Source organism: Sulfitobacter aquimarinus, from assembly GCF_040149565.1.
GTDB lineage: Bacteria > Pseudomonadota > Alphaproteobacteria > Rhodobacterales > Rhodobacteraceae > Sulfitobacter > Sulfitobacter aquimarinus.
Genome location: NZ_JBEFLO010000003.1, coordinates 197901 through 215577, shown reverse-complemented (window position 1 = coordinate 215577; position 17677 = coordinate 197901). Strand labels below are relative to the sequence as shown.

General features: G+C 58.4%; 17 protein-coding genes. 10 read left to right on the top strand and 7 right to left on the bottom strand.

Annotated elements, in window-relative coordinates:
* Positions 1–3 precede the first annotated feature (3 nt).
* Positions 4–846: an LOG family protein gene (locus ABMC88_RS08050; RefSeq protein ID WP_349576348.1), complete on the top strand. Its 843-nt coding sequence runs from the start codon at positions 4–6 to the stop codon at positions 844–846.
* Between the two features lie 14 nt (positions 847–860).
* Here the strand turns inward: ABMC88_RS08050 and ABMC88_RS08045 are convergent, their stop codons facing one another.
* The 3 genes from ABMC88_RS08045 to ABMC88_RS08035 all read right to left on the bottom strand — a co-directional run bounded on the left by ABMC88_RS08045 (position 861) and on the right by ABMC88_RS08035 (position 3062).
* Positions 861–1076: a hypothetical protein gene (locus tag ABMC88_RS08045; RefSeq protein ID WP_349576347.1), complete on the bottom strand. Its 216-nt coding sequence runs from the start codon at positions 1074–1076 to the stop codon at positions 861–863.
* 170 nt (positions 1077–1246) lie between these two features.
* Positions 1247–2425, bottom strand: coding sequence for a dual-specificity RNA methyltransferase RlmN (gene rlmN, locus ABMC88_RS08040; protein WP_349576346.1), 1179 nt, complete (start codon positions 2423–2425; stop codon positions 1247–1249).
* Between the two features lie 106 nt (positions 2426–2531).
* Positions 2532–3062 (bottom strand): invasion associated locus B family protein, encoded by a 531-nt coding sequence (locus tag ABMC88_RS08035; RefSeq protein ID WP_349576345.1) that lies wholly within the window; start codon positions 3060–3062, stop codon positions 2532–2534.
* Positions 3063–3256: 194 nt separating this feature from the next.
* Between ABMC88_RS08035 and ABMC88_RS08030 the strand changes: the two genes are divergently transcribed.
* Entirely contained in the window at positions 3257–4240 is a 984-nt protein-coding gene (locus ABMC88_RS08030) for an asparaginase (RefSeq protein WP_349576344.1), read from the top strand.
* A gap of 79 nt (positions 4241–4319) precedes the next feature.
* Here the strand turns inward: ABMC88_RS08030 and serB are convergent, their stop codons facing one another.
* Positions 4320–5198: a phosphoserine phosphatase SerB gene (gene serB / locus ABMC88_RS08025; protein ID WP_349576617.1), complete on the bottom strand. Its 879-nt coding sequence runs from the start codon at positions 5196–5198 to the stop codon at positions 4320–4322.
* 157 nt (positions 5199–5355) lie between these two features.
* On the opposite strand from serB, the gene ABMC88_RS08020 reads away from it, so the two are divergent.
* The 4 genes from ABMC88_RS08020 (at position 5356) to ABMC88_RS08005 (ending at position 10238) form a co-directional block, all read left to right on the top strand.
* Complete coding sequence (locus tag ABMC88_RS08020; protein ID WP_349576343.1) at positions 5356–6495, top strand: phosphoserine transaminase; 1140 nt, start codon at positions 5356–5358, stop codon at positions 6493–6495.
* A gap of 93 nt (positions 6496–6588) precedes the next feature.
* A complete protein-coding gene (gene serA / locus ABMC88_RS08015) occupies positions 6589–8184 on the top strand; it encodes a phosphoglycerate dehydrogenase (protein ID WP_349576342.1) in 1596 nt (531 codons plus the stop codon).
* Positions 8185–8255: 71 nt separating this feature from the next.
* Positions 8256–8990 carry a metallophosphoesterase family protein gene (locus ABMC88_RS08010; protein ID WP_349576341.1) on the top strand — a complete coding sequence of 245 codons (735 nt, stop codon included), beginning with the start codon at positions 8256–8258 and terminating at the stop codon, positions 8988–8990.
* Positions 8991–9059: 69 nt separating this feature from the next.
* Positions 9060–10238 (top strand): acetyl-CoA C-acyltransferase family protein, encoded by a 1179-nt coding sequence (locus tag ABMC88_RS08005; protein ID WP_349576340.1) that lies wholly within the window; start codon positions 9060–9062, stop codon positions 10236–10238.
* 74 nt (positions 10239–10312) lie between these two features.
* Here ABMC88_RS08005 and ubiB read toward each other — a convergent pair whose 3' ends face one another.
* Together ubiB and ubiE are read right to left on the bottom strand one after the other, a co-directional pair.
* On the bottom strand, positions 10313–11845 hold the full coding sequence (gene ubiB / locus ABMC88_RS08000) for a 2-polyprenylphenol 6-hydroxylase (protein ID WP_349576339.1): 1533 nt from the start codon (positions 11843–11845) through the stop codon (positions 10313–10315).
* A 1-nt stretch (position 11846) separates the two neighbouring features.
* Positions 11847–12590, bottom strand: a complete 744-nt coding sequence (gene ubiE / locus ABMC88_RS07995; protein WP_349576338.1) for a bifunctional demethylmenaquinone methyltransferase/2-methoxy-6-polyprenyl-1,4-benzoquinol methylase UbiE — start codon at positions 12588–12590, stop codon at positions 11847–11849.
* Positions 12591–12671: 81 nt separating this feature from the next.
* Between ubiE and mutM the strand changes: the two genes are divergently transcribed.
* Together mutM and ABMC88_RS07985 are read left to right on the top strand one after the other, a co-directional pair.
* Positions 12672–13523: a bifunctional DNA-formamidopyrimidine glycosylase/DNA-(apurinic or apyrimidinic site) lyase gene (gene mutM, locus ABMC88_RS07990; RefSeq protein WP_349576616.1), complete on the top strand. Its 852-nt coding sequence runs from the start codon at positions 12672–12674 to the stop codon at positions 13521–13523.
* A 62-nt stretch (positions 13524–13585) separates the two neighbouring features.
* The gene (locus tag ABMC88_RS07985) at positions 13586–14362 is read left to right on the top strand and encodes an enoyl-CoA hydratase (RefSeq protein WP_349576337.1); all 777 of its coding nucleotides are present in this window, start codon (positions 13586–13588) and stop codon (positions 14360–14362) included.
* Between the two features lie 26 nt (positions 14363–14388).
* Here the strand turns inward: ABMC88_RS07985 and ABMC88_RS07980 are convergent, their stop codons facing one another.
* Positions 14389–15351, bottom strand: coding sequence for a hypothetical protein (locus ABMC88_RS07980; RefSeq protein WP_349576336.1), 963 nt, complete (start codon positions 15349–15351; stop codon positions 14389–14391).
* 212 nt (positions 15352–15563) lie between these two features.
* On the opposite strand from ABMC88_RS07980, the gene rpsT reads away from it, so the two are divergent.
* Together rpsT and dnaA are read left to right on the top strand one after the other, a co-directional pair.
* Positions 15564–15827, top strand: a complete 264-nt coding sequence (gene rpsT, locus ABMC88_RS07975; protein ID WP_349576335.1) for a 30S ribosomal protein S20 — start codon at positions 15564–15566, stop codon at positions 15825–15827.
* Between the two features lie 474 nt (positions 15828–16301).
* Positions 16302–17663 carry a chromosomal replication initiator protein DnaA gene (dnaA, locus tag ABMC88_RS07970; RefSeq protein ID WP_349576334.1) on the top strand — a complete coding sequence of 454 codons (1362 nt, stop codon included), beginning with the start codon at positions 16302–16304 and terminating at the stop codon, positions 17661–17663.
* Positions 17664–17677 lie beyond the last annotated feature (14 nt).

Here is a 17677-nt window from a genome sequence, read left to right as displayed (position 1 = left end):
GATATGAGCAAAAAGAACAACAACCCGCTGCGCCACGCCGACAAAGATATGGAAGCCGTAGACGGCGTTCCCGTCACGCCACAAACCCAAGCACCCGCTTACCAGCTGGCCTTTACCGATTCCGATTTCATGTGTCGGGAGGAGCTGCGCCCCGTCCGCTTGCAGCTAGAGCTGTTGAAGCCCGAAATGATGCTGGACGAATACGGCGTGCGATCGACCATCGTGCTGTTTGGCGGGGCGCGGATCCCCGAACCGTCCAAGAAAGACACGGCGCGGACCAAAACGCTGGCTGATCTGTCGCGGTTTTATGACGAGACACGCGAATTCGCGCGGCTGATGACGCTAAAATCAATGGAGGGCGGCGGCAAAGAAAACGTTATCGTCACCGGTGGCGGCCCTGGCGTCATGGAGGCCGGCAACCGCGGCGCAGTAGACGCAGGCGGTGTTTCCATCGGCCTCAACATCGTGCTGCCGTTCGAGCAGGCCCCGAATGAATATGTGACACCCGACTTGTGTTTCAACTTCCACTACTTCGCGATCCGAAAGATGCACTTCCTGATGCGCGCAAAAGCGATCTGTGTGTTCCCCGGCGGCTTTGGCACCATGGATGAATTGTTCGAGGCGCTGACGTTGATCCAGACAGGCAGAATGCAGCGCGTTCCGTTTTTGCTGTTTGGGCGCGACTTCTGGCAAAGCATCATCAACTGGGATGCACTTGCCGATGCGGGCACGATTTCAGCCGAAGACCTTGATCTGTTCCGTTTTGTCGAAACCGCCCAAGAGGCGATGGACCTGATCGAGAACTGGGACGCGCCATCAGCCCGTGAAAGCATCCCTGGTCGCTAAGGCGGCGCAGGGTTTTAGGCAAACAGCTCTTCGGGCAACTCACACAGTGCAACGTGGTGGGGCAGTGTTTCAAGCACATGCTTGCCGTCGTCTGTATCGCGGATGGAATAGCCATAGCCGGCAAGGCGGTGCTTCCATTCGCGTGCGGACAAGGCCACAGCGCGTTCATGTGCTACGATCTGCATGACTTCGTCTGTGACGAAGACGTCTGATTTAAGAATGATCGACATTGATAATCTCCTGATTAAGTCATCTCAGGAAACAGTCTGCGGGGCGGGCGTGGCAGGAATCAGATACGATTGAGGCAGAAAACAGGTATTTTCACCCGCAAAAGTAGCATCTAGCCTGTTTTCGTCACATCTGACGTCTGTTTGATTGTTTTCCCCACAGCATCAATCGCTCAGCTACGGGCGATTCCCGCCTCGGCTTCGATCTGTCGGCGCGATTTGCGCACGCGCTCTGTCTCGGATTTGAGCTGCCCGCAGGCGGCCATGATGTCTTCACCCCGTGGCTTGCGCACGGGCGAGGCATAGCCCGCCTTGTGCACAATATCCGAAAACGCACGGATGCGGTTGTTCGAGGAGCGTTTATACGGCGCACCGGGCCATTCATTGAACGGGATCAGGTTGATCTTGGCGGGGATGCCTTCGATCAGTTTCATCAGGCGGTGGGCGTCTTCGTCGCTGTCGTTGATGCCGTGCAGCATGACATACTCGAATGTGATCCGCTCGGAGTTCGAAACCTTCGGGTATTCGCGCAGCGCGTCCAGCAACACCTCGATGTTCCATTTCTTGTTGATCGGCACCAACGTATCGCGGACCTCGTCCGTGGTCGCGTGGAAAGAGACAGCAAGCTGGCAACCGATCTCGGCCGCCGTGCGCGCGATCTCCGGCACAACGCCAGACGTCGACAGGGTGATGCGGCGGCGCGACAGCTGGATACCCTCGGGGTCCATCGCGATCTTCATCGCGTCGCGCACGTTTTCAAAGTTATAAAGCGGCTCGCCCATACCCATCAGAACGATATTGCTCAGCAAGCGCGCCTCGTAGGTGCGCGTGCCGGATTTGGGCCATTCGTCCAAATCGTCACGGGCCACCATGACCTGGCCAATAATCTCACCCGCGGTCAGGTTACGCACCAGCTTTTGCGTACCCGTATGACAGAACGAACAGGTGAGCGTGCACCCGACCTGAGAGCTGACGCACAGCGTGCCGCGATCCGCCTCGGGGATATAGACGACCTCAACCTCGTGCCCACCCGCGATGCGCACCAGATATTTGCGCGTGCCATCCGTGCTGACCTGTTTGGTCACGACCTCTGGCACCTCAACGACAAAGTGCTGGGCCAGATCGGCGCGGAACGCTTTGCTAAGGTTGGTCATCGCGTCAAAGTCGCGCACACCCCAGTTGTAGATCCATTGCCAGATTTGCCCCACCCGCATCTTCGCCTGCTTTTCAGGCGTGCCAATCGCAATCAGCGCATCGCGCATCGCTTCGCGCGTCATCCCAACAAGGTTGGCGGGCCCTTCGGGCAGCTTGCGGGGGATGGTGTGGACGTCTTGGGTGATCGGTGCAGACATGATGGCGATTCCTATCAGGGTTGCGCGCTATATAGGGGCTTGGGCCCGAAAATGAAAACAGCCCCGCCCGTCAGGGCAGAGCTGTGCCAAATCTTGTTGCGGGAATTTACCCGCCGCAGCGTTTTGCCGCATCATCCACAGCCGCCGTAAACCCAAGCAGCGAGAACGTGTCCTCGGTCTTGGTGCCGCGACCGGAACGGCCGGTCAGCTTGGCATCCGCGCCGCGCTTCATCGCGGTGATGATCTTGGCATCATCCGCAGTGGTTGCAGGCCATGCCCACTCCCCTTCGGTAAACAACTCGAACGAGTTGCCCGAGATGTTCATGGTAACAGTCGACCCGCTTGCAAACGGATAGCCACCCGTGAACGCGACCTGCCCCTTGGCACCCGCGCTGGGGCGGTAAAACACCATCAACAGGATTTGACCACGGTTCACCGCAACAACGCGCCCATCGCGGGAATTCACAGTTTCCTTGGGCGTCGATACGCCCCAACACTCGGTCGGGTTGCTTTCGACGAAAACGCTCCAATCGGTTTTTGCCGCCACGCGATTGGTGCTCTGGCTTTGCGCCCATGCGCTACCTGCCACCAAAGCCGCACAGATTGCAGCCGCTACACCGGTTTTAAAAAATGCCATTTGTCCAACTCTCCAGCCGTCTTATTGCCTCAACCTACCTAAACAGCCCCTTGCGGTGGACGCTTTTTCACGTCCCTTCTCTTGCAAAGCCCTGCATTCTTCTCGACAACAAACACCATAACGCGAAAGACGCGAGTACTAAACCCCTGGATGGGCAGGTTTTCGCGCATATTTATACAGTAAAGGAACACGATATGACCGCAGCCGCCCCCTTTGCCGAAATCTGGCGTGGTCCGTTTCTGGAAAGCGTGCATTCAGGCCATGCCGTGATCTGCGATGAGGCAGGCCAGATCGTGCAGGCATGGGGCGACCCTGATTTGGTCGTTTTGCCGCGCAGCTCATCCAAAATGCTCCAGGCGCTGCCGCTTGTCCGCTCTGGTGCTGCGGACGCATTCAACCTCACCACACGCCAACTGGCGCTTGCCTGCGCCTCCCACCAAGGTGCCGAAATTCACGTCGATAGCGTCGGCGCATGGATGGCGCAACTTGGCCTCAACGACGATGATTTCCGCTGCGGTCCAGAAGAGTCGCGTGACAGAAGCGTCAAGGAGGCCCAGATCCGCGCCCACGAATCCCCTTGCCGCATCCACAACAATTGCTCGGGCAAACATGCGGGCTTCCTGACTCTCACCAAACACCTCGGCGCAGGCCCCGATTACACCGATCCCGGTCACGCGGTGCAGCGCGCCTGCCTCGAAGCCTTCGAGGAAGCCACACAGGAAACCAGCCCCGGCCATGGCATCGACGGCTGCTCTGCCCCTAACTTTGCGGCCACCCTGCACGGCATCGCCCGCGCCATGGCACATTTCGCCGCCGCCCCCGACGGCAGCGCCGAACAACGCCTGCATCAGGCCATGCGCCTGCACCCCGACCTCGTCGCAGGCGAAGGCCGCGCCTGCACAGAACTGATGCGCGCCACGGATGGCAAAGTAGCCCTGAAAACCGGCGCCGAAGGGTTCTTCATCGCCATCCTGCCCGATCAAAAACTGGGCATCGCACTCAAAGCCGCGTGCGGCACCACCCGTGCCGCCGAAGCCGCCATAACAGCACTTCTCGTCCGCCTCGGCGCGCTCGACGCAAACCACCCCGCGACTCTGAAACGCATCAACGCCCCCATCAAAAACTGGGACGGCCTCGTCACCGGCACACTCAAGCCCGCAGCAAACCTGCTCGCCTAGCCCCTATTTTTTGCTGGCCATAAATCCTCCGGGGGACTCTTTGGCCATGGCCAAAGAGGGGGGCTGGCCCCCTCCCGTTCTATCCACCAACAAAATCCGTCCGCGCATATCCCTGCACGTACAACAGCGCCGTCAGATCCCCGAAGTTGATCCGCACATCACATTGCGCGGCCACGCTCGGCTTGGCGTGAAGTGCCACACCCATTCCCGCACGTGTCAACATTCCCAGATCGTTCGCCCCGTCACCTACAGCCAGCACGTCCGCCTCGGACAGGCCCAACCGCGTCGTGATCTCCTCCAACGCATCGACTTTGGCTTGCTTGCCAAGGATCGGCACGCCAACGTCGCCAGACAAAAGGCCGCCCTCAACCAACAACGTGTTGGCCCTGTTCTCGTCAAAACCCAAAATGCCTGCGACCTTTTGCGTAAAGGCCGTAAACCCCCCCGACACCAGCGCCGCATATGCGCCCTGCGCCTTCATCGTCGCCAGCAAAACCGCACCACCCGGCATCAGGGTGATCCGCTCGGCCAACACCTTGTCGATGACTGTCTCGGGCAACCCTTTCAGCAGCCCCACCCGCTCGCGCAATGCGCCGTCAAAGTCCAGCTCCCCGTTCATGGCCCGTGCAGTGATGTCTTTAACCCGCGCGCCAACGCCTGCTTCATCCGCCAGCTCGTCAATGCATTCTTGCTGGATCATGGTGCTGTCCATATCCGCCAGCAGCATCTTCTTGCGCCGCCCCTCGCTTGGCACAACAACCAGATCAACAGCCATCGCCTGACAACTGTCCCAGACCTCCCACAGATTGTCCGGCAGGCGCGACACTGTAAACTCTGCCGCCTCGTCAGGGCACAGCCAAACCGCCTCTCCTCCGCCCCATGCATTGCGCAGGGATTCGACCAACGCAGGGTCCAGATTGGCCGCCAAAGGGGCGGTGAGCAAAACAACAGTATACATATTCATGTTTCCGATCAGCGTCAGGGATGTCGCGAAATGACGTATGAGCGGCGGTTTAGCGCCAAAAACAGGCTTGTACCAGTGCGCCCTGCCCGATAGACGCATCCGTGGGACACCCTTCCCCAACGAAGGGCATTTATCTGCGAGGATAGCATCAATGGCTACTCAACAACCGGCTACGCGGCCGGCAAATCCGCGTTTTTCCTCTGGCCCCTGTGCCAAACCCCCCACATTTGATTTGGCAAAACTGTCTGACGCGCCTTTGGGCCGCAGTCACCGTGCTGCCCCCGGCAAAGCAAAGCTGCTGGAAGCGATCGAGACAACGCGCGAAGTTCTGCAAATCCCCGCTGACTATAAAATCGGCATCGTTCCCGCATCCGACACAGGCGCCTACGAGATGGCGATGTGGAACCTGCTGGGCGAACGCCACGTCGAGATGCTCGCATGGGAAAGCTTTGGCGCAGGCTGGGTGACAGATGCTCTGAAGCAGCTCAAGGTCGACGCGACCGAAAAGACCGCACCCTACGGCGAGATCGTAGATCTGGACGGTGTGAACTTCGACAATGATGTTTGCTTTACCTACAACGGTACGACCTCTGGCGTGCGCGTACCTGCGTCTTTTGAAATCCCTGCCGACCGTGCGGGCCTGACATTGTGCGATGCGACCTCGGCCGCTTTTGCCATGGACCTGCCTTGGGACCGTTTGGACGTCACCACCTTCAGCTGGCAAAAAGCACTGGGCGGCGAAGCGGCCCACGGCATGCTGATCCTGTCGCCCCGCGCGGTTGAGCGGCTCGAAAGCTATACGCCTGCCTGGCCCCTGCCCAAGATTTTCCGCCTGACCAAAGGCGGCAAGCTGATCGACGGTATCTTTACCGGTGCGACGATCAACACGCCCTCGATGCTGTGTGTCGAGGACTACCTCTTTGCGCTCAACTGGGCCAAATCTGTCGGTGGTCTGGAGGGCATGATTGCCCGCGCGGATGCGAACACAGCGGCGATTAACGCGTTTGTCGACGCGCATGACTGGATCGACTTCCTTGCCGTTGATCCGGCGACACGGTCGAACACCTCGGTCTGCCTCAAGTTCACGGATGAGCGCATCACCGATGGGGCCGCTTTTGCCAAGGCAGTCGCAAAACGGCTTGCGGATGAAGACGTCGCCCTTGATATCGGCGCCTACCGCGATGCCCCTGCGGGGCTGCGCATCTGGTGTGGTGCCACGGTTGAGACTTCGGACATCGAAGCGATGTTGCCGTGGCTCGACTACGCCTTTAACGCCGAACTCAACACATAACGCACCCCCTGTTTAACGGGCGGTCCCAAAGCGAGGACCGCTCGAAGAGCAGGGAGGAGCGCACCCCATCTATACATTCAAAGGACCATCATCATGGCACCCAAAGTACTCATCTCCGACAAACTCAGCGACGCGGCTGTTCAAATCTTCAAAGACCGCGGCATTGACGTGGATTTCCAGCCCGATCTGGGCAAAGACAAAGACAAGCTGCTGGAAGTCATCGGCCAATACGACGGCCTCGCCATCCGCTCCGCCACAAAGGCCACCGAGAAAATCATCGCCGCCGCCGACAACCTCAAGGTCATTGGCCGTGCGGGCATCGGGACCGACAACATCGACAAAGACGCCGCTTCCAAAAAGGGCGTGATCGTCATGAACACGCCTTTCGGCAACATGATCACCACAGCCGAACACGCCATCGCGATGATGTTCGCCGTTGCGCGCCAAATCCCCGAGGCGTCCGCCTCGACCCACGCGGGCAAATGGGAGAAGTCCAAATTCATGGGGGTTGAGCTGACAGGCAAGACCCTTGGTGTGATTGGTGCGGGCAACATCGGCGGCATCGTGTGCGACCGCGCACGCGGCCTGAAGATGAAAGTCGTCGCCTATGACCCCTTCCTTGGCGAAGAAAAGGCCAAGAAGATGGGCGTCGAAAAAGTCGAGTTGGACGAGCTGCTGGCCCGCGCCGATTTCATCACGCTGCACGTCCCGTTCACTGACGCTACGGCCAATATCCTGAGCCGTGAGAACCTTGCCAAAACCAAAAAGGGCGTGCGCATCGTCAACTGTGCCCGTGGCGGTCTGGTGGACGAAGAGGCCTTGGCCGAGATGCTGAAATCGGGCCACGTCGCTGGCGCGGCCTTCGACGTTTTCGCGCAAGAACCCGCAACCGAGAACCCGCTGTTCAACCTGCCAAACGTCGTTTGCACGCCACACCTTGGTGCCGCCACGACCGAGGCGCAGGAAAACGTTGCCCTGCAAGTGGCCGAGCAGATGTCCGACTACCTGCTGACAGGCGCCGTGAGCAACGCGCTCAACATGCCGTCCGTGACGGCGGAAGAGGCGCAGGTCATGGGTCCGTGGCTCAAACTGTCGGGCCATCTCGGGGCCTTTATCGGTCAGTTGACGGACGAGCCGATCACCGCGATCAACATTCTGTACGATGGTGTCGTCTCCGAGATGAACCTTGATGCGCTGAACTGTGGTGTGGTTGCGGGCATCATGAAACGCGCCAACCCGGACGTGAACATGGTATCCGCGCCAGTGGTCGCCAAGGAAAAAGGTATCCAGATTTCCACCACCAATCAGGATAAATCCGGCGCATTTGACGGCTATGTCAAAGTAACTGTCGTGACAGAGAAACGCGAACGCTCCATCGCGGGGACGGTATTCTCGGACGGCAAGCCACGGTTTATCCAGATCAAAGGCATCAACATCGACGCCGAAGTCGGCAATCACATGCTGTACACTACCAACGAAGACGTGCCGGGCATCATCGGTACACTGGGCCAAACGATGGGCGCCAATAGCGTCAACATCGCGAACTTCACCCTCGGCCGTGCCGATGTGAAAGGCGAGGCGATTGCCCTGCTGTATGTCGACGCACCCGTACCCGCGCCTGTGATCACCCAGTTGCAGGACACTGGCCTTTTCAAACAAATCAAGGTGCTGGAATTCGACGTCGCCTAGGCGTATTGCAGACCTGAGTTGACAGGCGCGGCTCCCACGGGGCCGCGCCTTTTTCGTGTCGCGGAGGACTTATGCGCAATCCCATCTACGCCATTGGCGATATTCACGGCCAACATGCCGAGCTTTTGCGCGTGCTGGCGCTGATCGAAGCGGATGGCGGGGCGGATGCGGAAATCGTCTTTCTTGGGGATTATACCGACCGCGGGCCACAGTCGGCTGCGGTGCTGGACACGCTGATCGCGGGGCTGGCGCAGGGCAAGCCGTGGCATTGCCTCAAGGGCAACCACGACCGGATGTTCAGCTGGTTCATGGAGGATTTTCCGCGCCATGACGCCTATCTTCCCGTCTACCTTTACTGGCTACACGAGCGTTTGGGCGGAGATACCACACTGGCTTCTTACGGTGTGAAATTCACCGAAACGGACCGCCAGACCGCTGTGCATGCGCTGGCCAAAGCAACGGTGCCACAGGCCCATGTGGATTTTTTAAATGCCTGCGCGCTGAGCTTTCAAACGGATGACCTGTTCTTTGCCCATGCAGGCATCCGTGGCGGCGTCGCCTTGGATGCGCAGAACGAAGAAGACCTGCTATGGATCCGCAAAGAGTTTCACATCGACCGCCGCGATCACGGCAAGCTGGTCGTGCATGGCCACACCCCTGTCAAAGCAGTCACGCATTACGGCAACCGCATCAACCTCGACGCGGGCGCAGGCTACGGAAACCCGCTGGGCGTTGTGGTGTTCGAGGGGCGCGATTGCTGGACCCTGACGGACCAAGGGCGGGTGGCCCTAGCGCCTGCCGAATGACGGGACGTAGTGGCTGACAGGCTGGCTTGCGATGCGTAACCTCTCCCTGAAATATCAGGGAGAAATCACATGGCAGACGATATCGTCATCTTGGGTGCGGCACGCACTGCAATCGGAACATTCGGCGGCACATTGGCAGGCACGCCCGCGACCCATCTGGGCGCAACCGTGGCCCGTGCCGCGATGGAGCGGGCGGGCGTCGAGGGCGGGCAGATCGGGCATGTCGTCTTTGGCAATGTCATCAACACCGAACCGCGTGATATGTATCTGAGCCGTGTTGCCGCGATGGAAGCGGGCGTGCCTGACGCGGTGCCTGCAATGAATGTGAACCGTTTGTGCGGCTCTGGCGTGCAGGCAATCGTCTCGGCGGTGCAATCGCTGATGCTGGGCGATGCGGAGTTCGCATTGGCAGGCGGTGCCGAAAGCATGAGCCGCGCCCCCTACATCACCCCCGCCGCGCGTTGGGGACAGAAGATGGGCGATGTGGCGCAGCTGGATATGCTGCTGGGCACGCTGAACTGTCCCTTCGGAACAGGCCATATGGGGATCACCGCCGAGAATGTTGCCGGCGAGCATAGCGTGAGCCGCGAAGAACAGGACGCCTTTGCCTTGCTGTCGCAAGAGCGGGCGGCTGCGGCGATCGAGGCAGGGCGGTTTGTAGATCAGATCGTACCCGTTGAGGTCAAGCAACGCCGTGAGATGGTGGCCTTTGAGGTGGACGAGCATCCCAAGGGGACCACGCTGGAAAAGCTGGCGGGGCTGCGGCCTGTGTTCCAGAAGGATGGGACGGTAACGGCGGGCAATGCCTCGGGGATCAATGACGGGGCCGCCGCGCTTGTCCTTGGCCGCGCCTCTTCCGCCGCTTCAAGTGGGCTGCGCCCCTTGGCGCGCGTCATCGGCTATGCCCACGCGGGTGTGCGGCCCGAGGTGATGGGGATCGGGCCAGTGCCTGCGGTGACAAAGCTGTTTGAGAAGTCAGGATTGAGCGCGGGTGATTTTGACGTGATCGAGAGCAACGAGGCCTTTGCATCGCAGGCCTTGGCCGTGAGCAAAGAGCTTGGATTTGATCCCGCACGGGTGAACCCCAATGGCGGTGCGATTGCGCTGGGCCATCCTGTGGGAGCGACAGGCGCGATTATTACGACCAAGGCGCTGTATGAATTGGAGCGGGTGCAGGGCAAACGTGCGCTTGTGACGATGTGTATTGGCGGGGGTCAAGGAATCGCGCTGGCGATTGAGCGTATCTGAAGATGTATCATCGCTAGGGGCATTGAGCCTCTAGCGATGACATGAGTATTTTCGGCCAGAAAAAACAGGCAAGATTAGGTTAGCGCGTCGATCAGGAGGATCACGCCTGTGGCGGCAGCGGCACCTAACGTGGCGGCGATTGCGAGGTACCGCTTGAACGGTTTGGCGGCAGGTGGGGGTGCGACGGCTTGGCGGACGAGAGCGGCCTCGACCAAAGCAGGCAGGCGCGGGCCAAAGCGTGACAGGACACGGGCAGTTCTGGTGAGGTCTGTGATGACCGCTTTGGGACCAATGGATTTGGTGATGTAGTCGGTGACAATCGGGGCTGCGACCTGCCAGATGTTCATTTGCGGGTTGAGCGAACGAGCGACGCCTTCGACGACGACCATGGTGCGTTGTAGCAAAATCAGTTCGGTGCGGGTTTCCATGCCGAAGCGTTCTGTGACCTCGAACAGATAGGCGAGCAAGCGGGCCATCGAGATGCGGTCGGCGTCCATGCCGAAGATCGGCTCTCCTACCGCACGTAATGCGCGGGCGAATTCGTCGACGTCTTTGTCGGCGGGGACGTAGCCTGCCTCGAAGTGGACTTCGGCCACGCGTTTGTAATCCTTGCGGATAAAGCCATAGAGGATCTCGGCGTAGACGCGGCGGGTGTATTCGTCGATGTGGCCCATGATGCCGAAGTCGAGCGCTACGATATTGCCGTTGGCCGCGACCTTGAGGTTGCCCTGATGCATGTCGCCGTGGAAATAGCCATCGCGCAGGGCGTGTTGGAGGAACAGGGCCAAGATACGCTCGGACAGTTCCACGCGGTCGTGGCCTGCGGCGTCGATCGCGGCATTGTCGCCCATAGGCACGCCCTCGGCCCAACTGAGCGTCATGACGCGGCGGGCGGAATAGTCCCATTTGATGACCGGCAGCTCGAAGCCTGCGTCGTCTTTGGTGTTGGCTGCGTATTCGGAAGCCGCGGAGGATTCGAGACGCAAGTCCAGCTCTCCGCGCACGACGCCATCGAAATGTTCGATCACATCCATCGGGCGTAGGCGGCGGGAACCCGGCGAGAAAAGCTCGACCATGCGGGCGGCGAGGTAGAAGGCGTCGACGTCTTTTTGAAACGCTTTTTCAATACCGGGCCGCAGGACTTTTACCGCGACATCCGCGCCATTGCTGTGCAGTTTCGCGTGGTGGACCTGCGCGATGGAGGCGGCGGCGACAGGTTCGGAAAATTCGGAAAAGATCGTGTCGACGGGTTGGCCGAGCTCTTTTTCTACTTCTGCTTTTGCCACTTCAACAGGGAAGGCCGGCAGTTGGTCCTGAAGAACGCGCAGTTGCAGGGCCATCTCGTCACCGACCACATCGGGGCGGGTCGAAAGGATTTGACCGAATTTGATGTAGGCAGGGCCCAGCGCCGTGAGGGCACGGGTGGCGGGTTGCAGGCTAGGATCGCCTTTGTAGCCAAGCGGTTTGAACGGCAGCGCCAATGCGCGGGCGACGAAACGCACGGCTTTGGGCGCCTCAAATGCGTCGAGGACGAAGTTCATCGCACCCGTGCGTTCCAGCGTGGCGCCGGTGCGGATCAGCCGCCAGATATTGTGTGGACCACGCACCCTAGATTTTCCAGCCAGAGTGCAGGGCCGCGATGCCCATCGTCAGGTTACGGTATTTCGCGTTCTCGAAACCCGCCATGCGCACCATGCCAAGAAAGGTTTCCTGATCGGGGAAGTTGCGGATTGATTCCACCAGATATTGATAGCTGTCGCGGTCATTCGCGATCATCTGGCCCATCTGCGGAATGACATTGAAGCTGTAGAGGTCATAGGCCTTTTGCATGGCGGGGTTGGGCAGTTGGCTGAACTCCAGCACCATCAGGCGGCCACCTGGTTTGAGGACGCGGTAAGCCTCGTTCAGCGCCTCCTGAGGGCGGGTGACGTTACGGATGCCAAAGGAGATGGTGTAGACGTCAAATGTGCTGTTCTCGAACGGCAGGTCCATCGCGTCGCCGACGACCCAATCAAGGCTGTCTTGCATGGCTTCGGCTTCGGCGCGTTTGCGGCCCTCGATCAGCATACCTTCGGTCAAATCGCACACGGTGGCGTGGCCGGAGCCTGCGCGTTTCAGGAACTTGAAGGACACATCGCCCGTGCCGCCCGCCACATCCAGCAGCTTTTGTCCTGCACGCGGCGCAAGCCAATCCATCATCGCCTCTTTCCAGATGCGGTGGATGCCCATGCTCATCACGTCGTTCATGATGTCGTATTTATTCGCCACATCGGAAAAAAGGCTGCGGACCTTGCCCGCCTTTTCATCCTCTAGGATGGTTTGCGCGCCGAAATGGGTGGTCTTGTCGGTCATGGGCTTTGTCCTAAACTTGTCACTTGGGGAATATAGCCTCAGAACAGCAGATACAAACCGCCATTTGCCGCAGGAGCGATGATGCCCGAACTGCCCGAAGTCGAGACCGTGCGCCGTGGCCTTGCGCCTGTGATGGAAGGCGCTGTGATTGCGCGCGCCGATGTGAACCGCCCCGATCTGCGCTGGCCCTTTCCCGAACGGATGGCACAGCGGTTGACGGGCCAGCGGGTCGAGCGGCTGCGCAGGCGGTCGAAATACGTGCTGGCGGATCTAAGCTCGGGTGAGACGCTGCTTATTCATCTGGGCATGTCGGGGCGGATGCTGATCTCGGGGGATCCGCTTGGGAAATTTGTGCATGACCACCCCGCGCCCGAGAAACACGACCATGTGGTGTTTCATATGGAAAACGGGTCGCGGATCACCTTCAACGACCCGCGCCGCTTTGGCGCGATGGATCTGATGGAGACAGCGCGGGAGGCCGAGCACAAGCTACTGGCTGTTCTGGGACCCGAGCCTTTGGGCAATGATTTCTACGATTCGATTCTGGTTGAGGCGTTCAAAGGGCGCAACACGCCGGTGAAATCGGCGTTGCTGGATCAACGGATCGTCGCAGGGTTGGGCAATATCTATGTCTGCGAGACGCTTTTTCGCGCAGGCATCAGCCCGAAACGCAAGGCGGGGCGTATTGCAGCAGCCAAGGTTGCGGCCATGGTTCCCATCATCCGCGACGTGCTGGCCGAGGCGATCGAGGCGGGCGGATCAACCCTGAAAGACTTCAAGCAAGCCGATGGGGAGCTTGGATATTTTCAACATTCCTTTGATGTCTATGGCCGCGAGGGCGAGGCCTGCAAGCGCGCAGGCTGTGACGGGCAGATTGCGCGTGTGGTACAATCGGGACGGTCTTCATTCTACTGCCCCGCATGTCAAAGATAGCTTGATCGCCTAAGCCCGCGTGATATGCACATACGTCTTAGCAACAGTAAAAGGCCGCTTTCATGGCATATGAGACCATCATCCTCGACGTTGAAAACCATGTGGCGACTGTCACGCTGAACCGGCCTGATGCGCTCAATGCGCTGAACGACCAGTTGATGCGCGAATTGGCGGACTGCCTGAAGGCTTGTCAGGATAATGAGAAAGTGCGCTGCATTATCATCGCAGGGTCGGACAAGGCGTTTGCCGCAGGTGCCGATATTGCCATGATGAAAGACCAGTCTTTTGTGGATGTGTTTGCAGGGGATCTGTTCACCGCCGAGACGGACCAGATCATGCGCGTGCGCAAGCCGATCATCGCGGCTGTTTCCGGCTATGCGCTGGGCGGCGGGTGCGAATTGGCGATGATGTGTGACTTCATCATCTGTTCCGAAACCGCCAAGTTCGGCCAGCCCGAGATTAATCTGGGCGTTGTGGCAGGCATCGGCGGCACCCAGCGCCTGACGCGAATCGTGGGCAAAGCCAAAGCGATGGACATGAACCTGACCGGCCGTTTCATGGACGCCGACGAGGCAGAACGCTCGGGCCTTGTGTCGCGCGTGGTGCCCGTGAAAAAGCTGTTGGAAGAAGCCAACAATGCGGCACAAAAGATCGCCGAGAAATCCATGATCTCGGTCATGGTTGTGAAAGAAGCCGTGAACCGCGCTTACGAAGTGCCGCTGCGCGAAGGTCTGTTGTTTGAACGCCGCATGTTCCATTCGCTGTTCGCGACCGAGGACCAGTCCGAAGGGATGGGCGCCTTCCTTGAGAAACGCGAAGCGCAGTTCCGCGACCGCTAAGCCGACCCATACGGCCCCTGCGAAAACTATATCACGCCGAGCGTATCCAGATTGGATTTCATAATATCTTTTCTGCGATGCACCGGCGTGATGATCGATTTCCCGAATATTCTGTTTAACACTTTCATGTTCATCGGCTCCGCGAAGAACAGGGAAAAATAGTCATCGGTCACGCCGTTGAGCCGTGAAGGCAGGACAACATCAAAAACCTCGACCCGTGGATTTCCTGACGCGATTAGATCAGGGATTGCCAGCCGTTCCATCGGTTGTTCAGGTTCAAAACGGCAACCATTGCGGCCAAGGACAACGATGTAGCCAAAGATCGTCCTTTCCCCGAACATCATACTGGCCGTGATGCGGCAGGTTTTTCGGTGGTAGATATATGCGTAGACGGTCGAGAGCAGCGCCCTGGCCAGCACGACAAGACACACCAGAAACAGCAAGAACAAGACGACGCCCAGCGACAGGGTATAGCCGCTTCTTGCCGAGGCGAACCGCTCAATCGCGAGTTCGCTTTTTTCGCTAAACGTCGAAGCCCCTTCTTTCGCGTTTCGTGCGCTGCCCGCCGCAGATCCGTACCCCGTGCCACAAGTGCTTTGCACGACGACTTTGAAATTTTGGAGGGAGGATTGCAGCCTGCTGCGGTCACTGACGGATTTTGTGTTCGCAACGATCAGCGCCTCCTTCATCAGGCGGTCGACATCGCGCATCTGTGCGGATCGTTTCTTGCGAATCAGAACCCTTCGAAACTGGGAGCTTTGCGTCAGGGAGACATATTGCCCGATGCGGGCCGCGTATCTGGGCGTGATCTCGATCTCGTCCCAGTTCTTGTTTTCAAGAAGTGTCACCAGCGCGTCTACATTAGACAGGTCGCCGCACGATTCATCTGCCGTTGCAGCGGACGCACCTGTGGCCAGGCAAAAAACAACGACATGTGCGGCTTTTACAAAAGCACGCAGGGGTTTTGAGAAGATGTAATCCATATACATCTAGAATGGCCCGATACAGATTAAGAAACCGTGAGAGAACAGGGATGAAATGCTTTGTTTCGCGGGTGGCTTTACAAATGCACCCGAACCCCGCTATAGCCCGCACCATACATGCGCGTGCAGCCCGCTCAGGCTAGAATCACCTATCGGTGCCCTCCCTTGCGGGAGCAGTTGTACGCTTTGATACGAAATTGAATGATAGGACGATCCTCATGGCAAATACCCCACAGGCAAAGAAACGCGCACGTCAGAACGAAAAGCGTTTTGCAATCAACAAAGCACGCCGTTCACGCATCCGCACGTTCCTGCGCAAAGTTGAAGAAGCCATCGAATCCGGCGTAAAAGAAGACGCTGTTGCGGCACTCAAGGCGGTTCAGCCCGAACTGATGCGCGGCGTCACAAAAGGCGTCTACCACAAGAACACCGCATCGCGGAAAATGTCGCGTCTGGCCGCGCGGGTCAAAGCGATCGCCTGATTCTAGGGCAAAAGCAATTTTTATGCAGGCGTCCCTATTTGGGACGCCTGTGTTGTTTTCAGGACCCCTTTCACAGGGCCGTGAGATTCTTTTCCAGCAAACATAGAGTCAACAAATAAGATGTGTTGAACCGTCCCCTGCGCAGTTGATACCAAGTACGAGCGACTCGTATCGCGGGGGGACAGACCTGACTGTCGGTGGTTATTTTGCTAGAGGTAGCTACCTGATTTAAGGGTCCTTTTTAGGTATACGTATTACCTATCAAGTGTCGTGGATGCTGCTGCCAGCACATCTGCCTGTCACTATTTTAAAATGTTTCGGTGCTACCGATGACACCACAGTGTGTTGTCGATTCCGGAGTGAGTAGGTGTCCGATGGGCAAAGCCGGTTTCAGTTGGGACTGGGCGGCTTGTGTATGTCTTTCGGATGTGGGTGTGGGCCACGTGTGTGGTGAATAAAGGCGGTAGGCAGAATATGACAAGGGATGATTGGAGCAGCGTAAAACAGCGGCTTCTGAAAACAGTCGGTCAAAATAACTTCACGACCTGGATTGATCCTTTGGTTCTTGGCCCTGCCGAGAATGGAATCACAACCATTCATGTCCCGACTACATTCTTCGGAAACTATGTCAGCCAGAATTTTGCCGATCTTATCTTGCACGAGATGAAGGGCTTTGACGCCTCTGTTCAGCGCCTCAGCTTTCAGGTTGCGGAGAAGACAAAGCCGGTCACACGTCAGACGGACGCAATCAAACCTGCACGCCCCGCCGCACCAAAAGCGGCCAATGCCTCGTCCATGTATACCGCGCCGCTGGAAAAGCGGTTTTCCTTTGACACTTTCGTAGTCGGAAAACCGAACGAGCTGGCCCATGCCGCTGCGCGCCGTGTCGCCGAAGGTGGCCCTGTCACATTCAACCCGCTGTTTTTGTACGGCGGTGTTGGCCTTGGTAAAACGCACCTGATGCATGCCATCGCGCAAGAGCTGCAGATCCGCAAACCCGAACTGAACGTCCTGTACCTGTCGGCCGAACAGTTCATGTACCGCTTTGTTCAGGCGTTGCGTGACCGCAAGATGATGGACTTCAAAGAAATCTTTCGCACCGTCGATGTGTTGATGGTCGATGACGTACAGTTCATCGCGGGCAAAGACAGCACCCAAGAAGAGTTCTTTCACACGTTCAACGCGCTGGTAGACCAGAACAAACAGATCATCATTTCCGCAGACCGCGCTCCGCAGGACATCAAGGACCTTGAAGACCGCGTAAAGTCGCGTCTGCAATGCGGCCTTGTCGTTGATCTGCATCCCACCGACTATGAACTGCGCCTTGGCATTTTGCAGACCAAGGTTGACGTACACCGTGCCTCGTATCCAGAGCTTGAGATGGACGATGGCATCCTCGAATTCCTCGCGCACCGTATTTCGACCAACGTTCGTGTGCTTGAGGGCGCGTTGACGCGGCTTTTTGCCTTTGCGTCGCTGGTTGGGCGGCGGATTGACATGGACCTGACGCAAGATTGTCTGGCCGATGTGCTGCGCGCCTCCGAGCGCAAAATTACGGTTGAGGAAATCCAGCGCAAGGTTTCCGACCACTACAACATCCGCCTGTCCGACATGATCGGCCCGAAACGTCTGCGCAGCTTTGCACGGCCCCGTCAGGTGGCGATGTATCTGAGCAAACACATGACCAGCCGGTCCCTGCCCGAAATTGGCCGCCGTTTCGGCGGGCGCGATCACACCACCGTCATGCACGGGGTCAAACGGATCGAAGAGCTGAAAGTCTCTGACGGGCAAATCGCCGAAGATCTGGAGCTTTTGCGCCGGATGCTTGAGAGCTGAAGCACTCCAAACGT

What these genes read in the sequence shown, in the direction of transcription:
- ABMC88_RS08050 (WP_349576348.1), top strand. Translation starts at nt 4, where the DNA reads ATGAGCAAAAAGAACAACAACCCGCTGCGCCACGCCGACAAAGATATG.
- serB (WP_349576617.1), bottom strand. Translation starts at nt 5,198, where the DNA reads ATGTATACTGTTGTTTTGCTCACCGCCCCTTTGGCGGCCAATCTGGAC.
- ABMC88_RS08005 (WP_349576340.1), top strand. Translation starts at nt 9,060, where the DNA reads ATGGCAGACGATATCGTCATCTTGGGTGCGGCACGCACTGCAATCGGA.
- dnaA (WP_349576334.1), top strand. Translation starts at nt 16,302, where the DNA reads ATGACAAGGGATGATTGGAGCAGCGTAAAACAGCGGCTTCTGAAAACA.
- ABMC88_RS08045 (WP_349576347.1), bottom strand. Translation starts at nt 1,076, where the DNA reads ATGTCGATCATTCTTAAATCAGACGTCTTCGTCACAGACGAAGTCATG.
- rlmN (WP_349576346.1), bottom strand. Translation starts at nt 2,425, where the DNA reads ATGTCTGCACCGATCACCCAAGACGTCCACACCATCCCCCGCAAGCTG.
- ABMC88_RS07985 (WP_349576337.1), top strand. Translation starts at nt 13,586, where the DNA reads ATGGCATATGAGACCATCATCCTCGACGTTGAAAACCATGTGGCGACT.
- ABMC88_RS08030 (WP_349576344.1), top strand. Translation starts at nt 3,257, where the DNA reads ATGACCGCAGCCGCCCCCTTTGCCGAAATCTGGCGTGGTCCGTTTCTG.
- ABMC88_RS08035 (WP_349576345.1), bottom strand. Translation starts at nt 3,062, where the DNA reads ATGGCATTTTTTAAAACCGGTGTAGCGGCTGCAATCTGTGCGGCTTTG.
- ubiE (WP_349576338.1), bottom strand. Translation starts at nt 12,590, where the DNA reads ATGACCGACAAGACCACCCATTTCGGCGCGCAAACCATCCTAGAGGAT.
- ABMC88_RS07980 (WP_349576336.1), bottom strand. Translation starts at nt 15,351, where the DNA reads ATGTATATGGATTACATCTTCTCAAAACCCCTGCGTGCTTTTGTAAAA.
- serA (WP_349576342.1), top strand. Translation starts at nt 6,589, where the DNA reads ATGGCACCCAAAGTACTCATCTCCGACAAACTCAGCGACGCGGCTGTT.
- rpsT (WP_349576335.1), top strand. Translation starts at nt 15,564, where the DNA reads ATGGCAAATACCCCACAGGCAAAGAAACGCGCACGTCAGAACGAAAAG.
- mutM (WP_349576616.1), top strand. Translation starts at nt 12,672, where the DNA reads ATGCCCGAACTGCCCGAAGTCGAGACCGTGCGCCGTGGCCTTGCGCCT.
- ABMC88_RS08020 (WP_349576343.1), top strand. Translation starts at nt 5,356, where the DNA reads ATGGCTACTCAACAACCGGCTACGCGGCCGGCAAATCCGCGTTTTTCC.
- ABMC88_RS08010 (WP_349576341.1), top strand. Translation starts at nt 8,256, where the DNA reads ATGCGCAATCCCATCTACGCCATTGGCGATATTCACGGCCAACATGCC.